10 protein-coding genes and 1 tRNA gene are annotated in these 11,522 nt (G+C 67.3%); 5 read left to right on the top strand and 6 right to left on the bottom strand.

What is annotated here, in order from left to right; all coding sequences use genetic code 11:
- The 3 genes from FVW27_RS20110 to FVW27_RS20100 all read right to left on the bottom strand — a co-directional run.
- Nucleotides 1–286, bottom strand: a 286-nt coding sequence (locus FVW27_RS20110; RefSeq protein WP_167128816.1) for a DnaJ domain-containing protein, incomplete at its 3' end; no start/stop codon positions are given.
- A 104-nt stretch (nucleotides 287–390) separates the two neighbouring features.
- Entirely contained in the window at nucleotides 391–915 is a 525-nt protein-coding gene (locus FVW27_RS20105) for a YkgJ family cysteine cluster protein (protein WP_341806192.1), read from the bottom strand.
- On the bottom strand, nucleotides 912–1,334 hold the full coding sequence (locus tag FVW27_RS20100; RefSeq protein ID WP_167128813.1) for a CoA-binding protein: 423 nt from the start codon (nucleotides 1,332–1,334) through the stop codon (nucleotides 912–914). Before FVW27_RS20100 ends, FVW27_RS20105 begins: the two co-directional genes overlap by 4 nt.
- Before the next feature lie 451 nt (nucleotides 1,335–1,785).
- On the opposite strand from FVW27_RS20100, the gene FVW27_RS20095 reads away from it, so the two are divergent.
- From FVW27_RS20095 to FVW27_RS20085, 3 genes are all read left to right on the top strand, one after another.
- Nucleotides 1,786–3,045: a M24 family metallopeptidase gene (locus FVW27_RS20095; protein ID WP_167128810.1), complete on the top strand. Its 1,260-nt coding sequence runs from the start codon at nucleotides 1,786–1,788 to the stop codon at nucleotides 3,043–3,045.
- Nucleotides 3,046–3,181: 136 nt separating this feature from the next.
- Entirely contained in the window at nucleotides 3,182–3,784 is a 603-nt protein-coding gene (locus tag FVW27_RS20090) for a TetR/AcrR family transcriptional regulator (protein WP_167128807.1), read from the top strand.
- A 169-nt stretch (nucleotides 3,785–3,953) separates the two neighbouring features.
- Complete coding sequence (locus FVW27_RS20085) at nucleotides 3,954–4,472, top strand: carboxymuconolactone decarboxylase family protein (protein WP_167128804.1); 519 nt, start codon at nucleotides 3,954–3,956, stop codon at nucleotides 4,470–4,472.
- 154 nt (nucleotides 4,473–4,626) lie between these two features.
- On the opposite strand, the gene FVW27_RS20080 is transcribed toward FVW27_RS20085, so the two are convergent.
- Nucleotides 4,627–6,660, bottom strand: coding sequence for a protein-disulfide reductase DsbD family protein (locus tag FVW27_RS20080; protein WP_341806191.1), 2,034 nt, complete (start codon nucleotides 6,658–6,660; stop codon nucleotides 4,627–4,629).
- Between the two features lie 248 nt (nucleotides 6,661–6,908).
- On the opposite strand from FVW27_RS20080, the gene FVW27_RS20075 reads away from it, so the two are divergent.
- Nucleotides 6,909–6,984, top strand: a tRNA-Lys gene (locus tag FVW27_RS20075).
- A gap of 477 nt (nucleotides 6,985–7,461) precedes the next feature.
- On the opposite strand, the gene FVW27_RS20070 is transcribed toward FVW27_RS20075, so the two are convergent.
- Together FVW27_RS20070 and metF are read right to left on the bottom strand one after the other, a co-directional pair.
- Nucleotides 7,462–8,487, bottom strand: coding sequence for a glycosyltransferase family 9 protein (locus FVW27_RS20070; protein ID WP_167128822.1), 1,026 nt, complete (start codon nucleotides 8,485–8,487; stop codon nucleotides 7,462–7,464).
- Between the two features lie 693 nt (nucleotides 8,488–9,180).
- Nucleotides 9,181–10,056 carry a methylenetetrahydrofolate reductase [NAD(P)H] gene (gene metF, locus FVW27_RS20065; RefSeq protein WP_167128798.1) on the bottom strand — a complete coding sequence of 292 codons (876 nt, stop codon included), beginning with the start codon at nucleotides 10,054–10,056 and terminating at the stop codon, nucleotides 9,181–9,183.
- A gap of 564 nt (nucleotides 10,057–10,620) precedes the next feature.
- Here metF and FVW27_RS20060 point away from each other — a divergent pair.
- A partial coding sequence (locus FVW27_RS20060) for a phosphodiester glycosidase family protein (RefSeq protein ID WP_243838599.1) occupies nucleotides 10,621–11,522 on the top strand: 902 nt, incomplete at its 3' end.

Raw genomic sequence — 11,522 nt, 5'->3', positions numbered from 1 at the left:
AGGCGCGGGTGGCCTCCCGCTCGGCGGATTCGCGTTCCGCAGCGCCGCTGGCCGCGCCAGCCGCCCCCGTCCCGTTGCCGTTGCCGCCGGGGCCGACGGTGTCCAGCGTGCGCGAAAGCAGCACGTACGCCTCGTTCAGGCGCTGAAAGCGGCGAGCCGCGTCGGGCCTGCCGGGGTTCAGGTCCGGATGCAGCTCGAACGCCAGCTTGCGGTACGCCTTCTTGACCTCGTCAAGCGACGCACCGTTGCCGACTTGCAATATCCGGTAGCATTCCCTCAGCGTCACGCAACCTCCACGCCCTCACGGCCCTTGCACACTGCCTTTCGGCAGCCGGGGCGAAAAACCTTACCGCCGCCGCGTCTTTCATGATCGGCGGGCCTGTCGACCGGCTACTTGTCGCCGTCCTTGTTCCTGTCGCCCATGCTCCTGTCCATGACCAGGGCGTTGGCCTCGCACGTGCAGTCGGAGGCCAGCAGCCCCCGCGCGGCCAGATACGCCCGTCCGGCGGCGGAAAATTCCGCGTGGCGCACGTCGGGCCGGATGCCGGGACAGTATTCCTTGGCCATACCCAGGCTGTCCGCGTCCACCAGGTTGCCGCGAAAGAAAGGCCAGGCCCGGCAGATGTCCGGCTTGCCCTCGTGCACGGTGCAGCCGCGCCCGGCGGCAAAGAACACGCAGTTGCCGTCCGGACCGGTGCGCACCTTCAGCTTGCCGTTGCGGCGTTCGCCGTAGGTGGCCTCGAAGGCCTCGGGCGTCATGCCCAGAAAGGCGCAGATGCGCGCAAGGTCGGCGGGGCTGACCACGATGCCGCCCTCGCCCTGGCAACACTGGCCGCACATGCGGCAGTCGAAGGCGTCATCCCACGGAGAGGAGGTCGCGCCAGATGCGGAAGGCACGGTATCGTTGACGCTCACAGCAGCCCCCCGGCCATCAGCCTGCGATGCTCCACCATCAGGCACAAATCCTCCACCACGGCCACGCCGCGTTCGAAGAGCATCCGCCCGGCCTCGGGGCTGGAGATGCCCGACTGCATCCAGAACAGGCGCGGCAGGCGCGGCAGGGCCAGCACCTCCAGCGCGTGGGCCGGGCAATGTTCCGGCGCGCGGAACACGTTGACGATGTCCACGTCGACCGGCACGTCGCCGATGGTCGGATAGGCCTGCATGCCCCACACGGTGCGGCGTACCGGATGCACCGGGCGCACGTCGTATCCGGCCTCGATAAGATAGCGGCCCACCATGTCCACGGGCTGGCCGGGCTTGTCCTTGGCCCCGATGACGGCAATGGTGCGCGATTCGCGCAGTATGGTGCGTAGCGTAGCGTCGAGCAGCATCCTGTACCCCTGAAACCGCATGAACAGCCAAAGCCGAAGGCGCACGCCCCGCAACCTGGCGCGGCCCCTGCCTCTTTTACGATCGCGCCGCCGTCGCCGGCCGCGAGCAACAATCCGGAAACATCCTCTCTACCCGGCCTTGCCGCCAAGCGCAATCGCCGCGCCCGACCACTGTAGTTGCGTGGCGCCGGGTGCGGAACCGCCCGCCGGTGACGCCCCCCCCGGCACTGCGCCAGCCTGCCTGCCACGCATGTCGCCATGTGTAAGGGGGGGCACCCCGCCCAGCCCGGCCCCGCCTGTTCTGCCCAATTCTGTCCTGTCTCGCCCGACGGCATCCTGTTGCACCCGGCTGCGTCCTGTTGCACCCGGCTGCGTCCTGTTGCACCCGGCTGCGCCTTGGCCTACCGTGTGCCCATCTCCGGAACCGCAGCCGCAAAGGAGTCTCTGCCCCATGCCCCACGCCCACGCTTCGCACGCCCCTGCTCCCCGCCCGTTCACCGCGGCCGAACGCCTGCCCGCCGAAGAAGCCCGGCTGCGCCAGTCCCGCACACTGGACATCCTTGCCGCGCACGCCCCCGATGCGGGTGGGCTGATGGCCTTCTCGCGCGTGGCCATCTATTATCTGACAGGCACGGCGGGCAACGGCGTGCTGTGGCTGCCCCGCAACGGCGAACCGGTGCTGCTGGTGCGCAAGGGCGAGGAACGCGCCCGGCTGGAAAGCCCGCTGGCCAACATCGTATCCTTCCGTTCCTACGGCGACCTGCCCGGCCTGTGCGCCGACGCGGGCAGCCCGCTTACCCCGGTGGCGGCGGCGGAAATGTCCGGCCTGCCGTGGTCGCTGGCCACCATGCTGCAACAGCGGCTGGCCGGGGTGGCCTTCGTTCCGGGCGACGCGGTGCTTACCCGCGCCCGCGCCCGCAAGACGGAGTGGGAACTGGTCAAGCTGCGCCTGGCCGGTGCCCGCCATCACGAATGCCTGCACGACGTGCTGCCCGGCCTGCTGCGCCCCGGCATGACCGAGCGCGAAATTTCGCACCTGTCGTGGCAGGTGTTCTTCAGTCGGGGGCATGGCGGGCTGATGCGCATGGGCGCGCCGGGCGAGGAGTGCTTTCTGGGGCACATCGCCGCCGGGGACAACGGCAACTACCCCAGCCATTTCAACGGTCCGCTGGGTCTCAAGGGCGAGCATCCGGCCATCCCGTTCATGGGCTATGCGGGCTCGGTGTGGCGGCACGGCACCCCGCTGGCACTGGACATCGGCTTCTGCCTTGAAGGCTACCACACCGACAAGACACAGCTGTACTGGGCGGGCAACGCCGCCTCCATCCCCGACGCGGTGCGCCGCGCCCACGACCTGTGCATCGAGGTGCAGGCCCGCGCGGCGGAACGGCTGCGCCCCGGCGAAATTCCCTCGGACATCTGGCGGTCCACGCTGGACATCGTGGATCGCGCGGGCCTGTCCGAAGGGTTCATGGGGCTGGGCTCCAACAAGGTCACCTTTCTGGGGCACGGCATCGGCCTGACCATCGACGAATACCCGGTCATCGCCCACCGCTTCGACGAACCGCTGGAAGAAGGCATGACCATCGCCCTGGAACCCAAGATGGGCATTGCCGGAGTGGGTATGGTGGGGGTGGAGAACACCTTCGAGGTTGCCGCAGGGGGCGGACGCCCCCTGACCGGCACGGCCTACGACATGGTCTGCGTGTAACGCCCCGCGCCGCGCCCGCATTCATCACCGCCACGACTTCCCGTAATGCCGCTGCCCTGCCGCCTGCACACACCGTGAAGGCGGCAGGTTTTTTTCCGCTTGACCGCCACTAGACGACTGGTCTACTAGAGAGCCCATGAAACGCGACGCACGCCGAGCCATCCTGGACGCCGGGGCCGAACTGGTCCACCGCAAGGGATTCAACAACACCGGCATCAAGGAAATCCTCGACCTGGCCCAAGTCCCCAAGGGATCGTTCTATTTCTACTTTCCCAGCAAGGAAGAGTTCGGCCTGGCACTCATCGACCACTACCGCGAAGTGCGCACCCCCGCCCTGGCCCAGGTGCTGCGCGACCCGGACGTGCCGCCGCTGGACCGGCTGCGCAGGTTCTTCGAACTGGCCCGCCAGCGGTACCAGGAATGGGGCTTCGAACGCGGTTGTCCCTTCGGCAACCTGGCCCAGGAAATGTGCGACCTGTCCCCGGCCATGTGCGGAAAGCTGCGCGAGGTGCTGGGCGGCCTGTCGCGGGGTATGGGCGATGTCCTGAACGAGGCCGCCGCACGGGGGGAACTGGCCCCCGGTCTGGAGCCCTACGAGACCGCCGCCTTCGTCATGGACGCCTGGGAAGGGGCCGTCCTGCGCATGAAGGCGGAAAAGAACGTCCAGCCCCTGCTACGGCTGGAACACATGGTTTTTGCCCGCCTTCTGGCCGATACCCGTAATGCCTCCCCGACCTGATCCCAAGACAGCCCACCCGACCAAATCAGCAGTCGAACCGAAAACCGTACCGCACGGAGCATGACCACCCGCCCGCAAGCACGGCGGCAGCATCCCCTTCAGGGAACATCCGGCCATCTTCATAGACGACCGGTCTACTACAAAACCTGTCGAAACAAAGGAGCCTCCCATGTATCTGGTGAACACCGTGGAACGCGACAAGGCCGAAGGTATCGTGGCAGACACTTACGCCCTTGTTCCTCCGCAGATCGACATTCCCATGCCCATGCGCCTGCTGAGCGTCAGCCCCGGCCTGATGGAGCGCCAGGCCAACATGATTCGCTATTTCCGCCATCACGACCGGCTTTCTCCCCCGCTGCTGGCGTCCATCCGCTACGTGGCCTCGGAAAAGTTCGCCTACGCGCCCTGCGCCGTGTTCAACCACGATCTGCTGCGCATGCAGGGCATGACCGAGGACGACATCGCCAGCCTGTCCTGCAAGCCCGCCGAAACCCCGCTGGACGAAACCGAAAGCGCCCTGCTGGCCTTTGTGACCAAGGCGGTCAACGAGCCGACCACGGTCACCCGCGCCGACATCGAGGAATTGCTGGCCCAAGGCTGGCGCGAATCTGACGTGGTGGACGCCGTGCAGGCGGCCTCGAACATGCTGGGCATGTCGCTGATGTACCGCACCTTCGTCAGGGAATAATCCGCACGCACGGCCACCTGCCGCGCCCATTGCACCACCGCGCCCCACCTCTCGGGGGGCGCAACAAAGCGCCGTCCGGGGAATTCCCCGGACGGCGCATAACATTCAGCTCAGCTGCGTTGCCGTACCCGGCCACGCGGCACATCCCGCCACGTCAATCGGTCCACTCCTGCTTCGGCTTGCCGAAGGCCTCCAGCAGGGCCTGCTCCATCTGCCCGGTGGTGAACAGGTCGCGCAGGACCACCGGCGAGGCGGACAGCAGCCCCTTGGGGAACAGCGCAACCACGGGGATGCTGCTGCTGCCCAGCGAGCGCAACAGGGCCTGGGCCTCGGGCGACTCCGCCGTCAGGTCCACGCGCACCAGCCGGGCGCCATAACGGCGTGCCCATTCGGACACCGCCCCGCTGGACAGGGTGGTCTGTTCCAGCAGCTTGCAGTTGGGGCACCAGTCGGCGGTAAAGTCCACGATGAGCGGCTCGCGCCCCAGCATGGCCCGGAAGGTGGCGGGTTCAAAGGGTTCCCAGCGCGCGGGCGGTGCCGAAGGGGCAAAGGACAGCCACACCGCCACGGCCACCAGCGCCGGTGCCGCCAGCCGTACCACCGCTCGGCGGCGCGGAGAGGCATCAAACCCGCCCCAGCGCCCCCATATCCACGCGGCAAAGGCCACCGCCAGCAACGTCACCAGCGCGGGCATCAGCCAGGCATCGGGCAGGATGGTAAGCAGGTACACCGCGGTGCCCATCAGGAAAAAGCCCACCAACTGCTCCAGCGTGCCGGTCCACGCGCCGGGCCGGGGAAAATGGCGCACCAACCCCGGACGGGCCGCCAGCACCAGGTACGGCAGGGCCATGCCCACGCCCACCGAGGTAAAGACGAAGGCCATTATCTCCGGTGGCTGCTGAAAAGCCCAGCCCAGCACGCCGCCCAGCAGCGGGCCGCTGCACGGGGTGGCCAGCAGGGTAGCCACCAGCCCGGTAAAGAACGGCTGCGCACGGCTTGAGCCGCCCGCCCCCACCGCCTTCAGGTCCAGCACGGGCAGGGTGAACAGCCCGAACATGCTCAGCCCAAGGCCGAACACCACCATCAGCAGCCCCATGACCACGCCGGGCCGCTGGAACAGTTGCCCCCAGGCCAGCCCCGCACCGCCCAGAATGAAGGCCAGCAACAGGAACCAGGCCATGATCCCCGCCGCGAACAACAGGTTGTGCTCGCGGAAGTGCGCCCGGCGCGCATCGTCCCCCCCCAGGCCCGCCACGGCCACGAAACCGCTCAGTTTCAGGCTGATCACCGGCAGCACGCAGGGCATCAGGTTCAGCAGCAGACCCGCCAGCAGCCCCAGCAGCAGTGCCTTGCCCAGGCCGGAAACCTCCAGTTCGGGCACCTGATAGCGTGGCGCAAAATTCCAGTGGATGGTGCCGGGCCGGGAACCGGACACCACCCCTTCGGTGGCATTGGCGGCTGCCTGTGCGTCCGGCATGCCCGGCAGGGGCACGGAGCGTCCCCCCTTGCCGAAGGGAATGATCACCCTGTCGCCCTGCTCCTGTGCGCCCTTTGCCTCTTGCGTGCCCTGTGCCGATGTTGCGTCGACGCCCGAGGCAACGGCGGGGGGAGTTCCCGCACCCGCTGGCGCAGGTACAGACTGGCCCGCCATGACGGCATCCTCTCCGGGGCGGACGGACGCCGCCTGCACCCCGGGGCGCGCCGCGCGCAGTTGCTCCATCCAGGGCTGCTCATCGGCGCGGGGCAATGCACCCAGCGCGGCGCCATCCACGCGAAACGCCACCCCGCCGCGATACGGCAGGCAGTTGCGGTCGGAGCACAGCAGCAGGGACACAGAGGCCGTCAGGTCACGGTCCAGATGATCCTGCGGCAGCCGCACGAACACCGGTGCGCGGCCTTCGTACACCAGCACCCTTTGGCCTGGGGACAGGGGGTCCATGATCTCGCGGCCCGGCGGGTACAGGACGCCGGGGGTGCCACGGGAATCAGCGGCCTGGGCAGGCACAGAAGCCAGCGACGAGGCACCGCGCACGGTGACCACCGTGGGCAGCCCCACGCCGCTTCCCTTTCCTCCGCTGCCGTCCATGTCGTTGGCATAGGCATGGTACCCGGCGGGCATTTCCAGCCAGACCACCGCCAGTGCGTCGTCCTCGCCCGCGCGAACCTCTCTGAAGACCTCGACCGTCACCTCGGGGCGAGGTCCAAGACCGGTTGCCCCCCCCTCCGAAACGGACAGATCGGCGGCATGCGGTGAAAAGGCCGCGCAAAGCAGCCAGAAAAGCACTGCCGCAGACACCCGCGCGCCAAAAAATACCCTCTTCAACATTACGACTTTATTCTCTTTTTTCATAATTTAGGAAAATTTTGAAAGTCTTGAAAAAATCCGCTTGACTTCGGAGCGGGTTCTCTTTAGTTTCCCCTTCGCGTTGAGGCGCTGGGCCATTAGCTCAATTGGTAGAGCAGCTGACTCTTAATCAGTTGGTTCGGGGTTCGAGTCCCTGATGGCCCACCAGAGCAAGAGAAACCCCGCAGTGGAAACCCGCTGCGGGGTTTTTGCGTTGCATGGCGAAAAAAATGGCAGTGGCGCGACATGAATTCCCCACATGTTTACATGCACGTTGCCCCGTGCTGCATGACACTACAGAAGCATGATCCGGATCCGTGCACGCCTCGACGTCACATGCAAAGCCGGATGCAGTGCCGGACCCGGTCACGCGCCAAGCCTGCTGTACCCCGCCGCGTGCTGCACGCGTGGCATCCCGACACATCCCGCACGGATACCGCACTGTCGGCCCGGCAGACAACTCCGGCAGTGTAGCCGCTTTCCCCCCGCCGCGAAAGCCCGAACACACCCTTGGCCTTATAATGTCAGGGAATGTCCGCCGGACAGGAGCCTGCGGCACCTGACGCCGACCGGCAGTTCCGGGTTCCGGAAACCGGAACACCCGCGCGTGCCCACCATGCCCGCCCGTCTTCGAGTGTCCCCGCCTCAGCGCGACACGGCGGCCAGATGATCCAGCATGGTCTGGCACACGGCTTCCGGCGTCAGGCGCGCAAGGCAGGCCAACTGGTCGGGATTGGCGCATTCGTTGCGGTTGCAGGGCTGGCAGTCCAGCCCCAGGGCCATATGGAAATGTTCCGGCGCGGGGAACGACCACGCCCTGCTGGTGGCGCCGCGAATCACGAAGGTGGGCGTGCCCACGGCCACGGCGATGTGGCACGGCGCGGAACAGTTGCCCACATGCAGCACGGCCTGATCGATGCAGGCGGCCATTTCCCGCAGCGACAGCATGCGGTCCGGCATCAGCACCTTTCCCGGGCAGTCGCAGGCGGCCACCACGGCGCGCACGTCGTCCTCCTCTCCGGGGCCGAACAACGGCATGAAACGCAACGAAGGATCACGTGCGGCGGCCAGCGACAGCAACCTGCCGTAGTGGGCAGCAGGCCAGCGCCGGGTGACGCGACGGTGCGTGGGGTCCACGGTGATCAGCCGCTGTCCCTCGGCCAGCCCCAGGGACGCCAACAGCCCGCGCGCGGCGTCGCGTTCCGCGTCGCTCAGGTACAGCCGGGGCCGTTCGCCGTTCCAGCGCACGCCCAACGGCTCCAGCACGCTGGCCTTGGCCATGGCGGCATATCCGTCGCGCGGGCGCACCCAGTGGGTGAACAGCCAGCGGTTGTACCACGCGGGGGTGTACGAAAGGCGCACCTGCGCACGCGACATGGCCACAACCCACCGGCAGCGCGGCAACTGCTGAAAATCCACCACCACGTCAAAGCCGGTGCGCGCCACCCGCCAGTAGAAGGCCACCTCGCGCGCGAGGGATCCCAGATCCTTCTTGTCGATGGCCCACACGGTGTGCACGGCGGGGTTGCCTTGCAGCATGGGGGTGCACTTGCGCTCGGTGAGCACGTGCACTTCCGCGTTGGGAAAGTGGCGGTGCAGCAATTCCAGCGAGGGGGTTGCCAACAGCACGTCGCCTATCTGCCGCAACTGGCAGACCAGGATGCGCCGCACGCGGGCCGGGTCGATGATCGGGCGGACGGGGGGGCCAATGGGGGCGGAAGGGCCGGAATGTCCGGCGGAGGACAACTCCCCGGAATCGCTGAAAAGGGAAGAAGATGTGTTGTTCACGGGTGCTCCGGTCTGGAATGGTGCCGTGCTACCGTCTTGCGCACGGTGCGTCAACCAGAGGGGCAGGCGGGACGGAGACCAGAAGACGGAAAGGGTGGAACGAGGAAATGCCACCCCCGAAAAGGGAATGCAGGGCTGGCGCAAACGGAAGGCACTGCCCGAGTGGCGCAAAGCCCGTCGAGACTTGGCACGGTCGGAACTGTACCGCCAGCAGGTGCGCCAGGCATTGCCCGGCAAACATGGTACGGCACGCGCGCAAGGCAGGGCATACGGAAAAAGCCCCCGGAGACCTGGCGGCTCCGGGGGCCTTGGACCGCTGGCGGCGGCGCGCCGCGCCGGACGGGAACTGGCAAGCCCTCTTGCGCAGCCGGTACCATGACCGAGTGTTCCCTGCCCTGCGCGGACCGGCGCGGGTGCCATCCGTGCCGTGCCTCGCCTGAAAGTGCGGTGAGATCCGTCGCGCCGTTTCGGTACCCTGCGGCGCAGACGAACTGTTTAATCAATCAACTTCTTTCATATTGCCGAAGCCGCACGGAAAGTCAAGCGCCCGTGCGGCGTTGCCGGATCAGGCGGCAACTACCGCATGCCCACGGCCTCGGCGATACGCAGGCAGGTATCGGCGCGGTTCAGCGTGTACAGGTGGATGCCGGGCGCACCACCGTCCAGCAGCGAACGAATCTGCTGCTGGGCAAAGGCGATGCCCGCTTCCTTCACGGCTTCCGCCCCGCCCTTCTCGTTGGCGGCGTCCAGTTCCAGATACAACTTGCCGGGGATGTTGGCCCCGCACAGCGAAAGGATACGCCGCACCGACTCCAGGCTCTGGATGGGCAGAATGCCCGGCAGCACCGGCACGGTCACGCCCATGGCGCGCAGCCGCTCCACGAAGTCGAAATATTCGCGCACATCGAAGAACAGCTGGGTGACGATGAAGTCAGCCCCGGCGTTGACCTTGTCCGCCGTGTGGTGCAGGTCGCTGGCGAAGCTGGGCGATTCGGGGTGTGCCGCCGGGTACCCGGCCACGCCCACGCCCATGTCGGGCTGTTCGCTGCGGGCAAAACGCACCAGGTCGGCGGCGTAGCGGAATTCCGCCGTGTCCCAGTCGATGTCCTGCCCCTTGGGGGCATCGCCACGCAGGGCCAGCACGTTGTCCACGTTCACTTCGCGCAGGCGGCGCAGATAGTCGGCGATGCGCTCGCGCGTGGCGCCCACGCAAGTCAGGTGGGCCATGGGTTCAAGACCCATGACATTCTTGAGATGCGAGGTGATTTCCAGCGTGTTGTCCTGGGTGGAGCCGCCCGCCCCGTAGGTGACCGAGGCGAACAGCGGATTCAGGGCCTTCAGCCGCTCCACGGTGGCGAAGAAGCCGGGCCAGTTCTCCCGTTCCTTGGGGGGAAAGAATTCCAGCGAATAGAAGGGCCGGGGGCTGGCGGCGATGCTGTCTCTGATCTTCACGGCGTATCCTTTGCTGCCTGGGGCTGGCGTCTGCGGGTGCTGTCATACGAGGGCGGCGCGCAGGGCCGCGCATGCCGGGGCGGATGAACTTCGGGCTGACCGAAATCGGCCCTGTCTGGCCTGTTCTGGCCTGTTCTGGCCTGTTCTGGCCTGTTCTGGCCGGCCTTTCCCCCTCGCTTCACGTGATGGGACCATCCTATATCAAGCTATCTTGATATGTCAATATTGAAATGCTGACCGTGCCGCACCGCATGCCCGTCATGGTCGGCACCTGCTGTCCAGCGCACTGCCAATTTCGCCCACCGCCCAGACCGGACCCGACCTGCCCGTTGCGCCACGCAAGGGTTTCCCCTACACTGCCAGCCTGAACGTGGGGGGAATTCCGTCTGGCCAGCCTTCCCGGCTTGGCTTGATTCGATTCGGCTTGATCCCACTCTACCCGGCACGACCCGACACGACGTGGTCTGGCCCCGTCCGCCGATCCCCCACGCTCGCACCGTTACCGCGCCCGGATGCCCCACATGGTGCCCGGCCACCCACCGCAGCCACACCCGCCATACCGACATGACCGTCACCACTTCGCTCCCTGCCGCATCCACGCGCTCCGTCCCGCCCGGTACTCGTCGCTCGGGGGGCTGCACGCGCGCCCTGCGCAGGGCAACTGCCATGCTGGCGGTGCTGGGCCTGCTGCTGTCGGCGGCCACGGCGCGGGCGGACGAGCCCTCCGGCTGGATGGAACTGGACACCGGACTGCAACTGGGCATCTTTCCAGCACCTGACGCGCCCGACGGCACCGAACGTATCGTGGCCCTGCGCATCGACCCCGCCTACTACGAATTCAGCCTGCACACCACGTCTGAAGAAGGCGAACCCGCCCTGTCGCTGGCCGAATGGGCCCGCCGCCACGATCTGAACGCGGTGATCAACGCCAGCATGTACCTGCCCGACGCGCGCACCAGCACCGGCTACCTGCGCAACGGCGCGCACCTGAACAATCCGCGCATCGGGGGCAACCTGGGGGCATTCTTCGTGTTCGGGCCGCTGTCGCCCGATCTGCCCCAGGCCGATCTGCTGGACCGCACCGCCGACCCGTGGGAAACGCTGCTGTCCCAGTACCGGGCCGCTGTGCAGAACTACCGGCTCATCGGGGCCAACCGGCGCATCCTGTGGCCGCAGGGCGGGCCGTTGTATTCGGTGGCCGCCGTGGGCCAGGACGGCAGCGGGGCCATCCTGTTCCTGCACTGCCGCGAACCGCTCACGGCGTGGCGCTTTGCCACCATCCTGCTGGCGCTGCCCATCGACATCCGCGACGTGATGTACGTGGAAGGCGGCCCGCAGGCCGGGCTGTACCTGCGCACCCCCGTGCGCACCGACATCTGGATGGGGCGCCACCCGGCAGACTTCTGGAGCGGCGGCAACGCCGCGGCCCCCCTGCCCAACGTGCTGGGCGCGCGGCGCAAGGCCAC

The sequence above is a fragment of the Nitratidesulfovibrio liaohensis genome, from assembly GCF_011682075.1.
In the GTDB taxonomy this organism is placed as follows: domain Bacteria; phylum Desulfobacterota; class Desulfovibrionia; order Desulfovibrionales; family Desulfovibrionaceae; genus Cupidesulfovibrio; species Cupidesulfovibrio liaohensis.
This window is presented reverse-complemented; position numbering and strand designations above follow the sequence as displayed.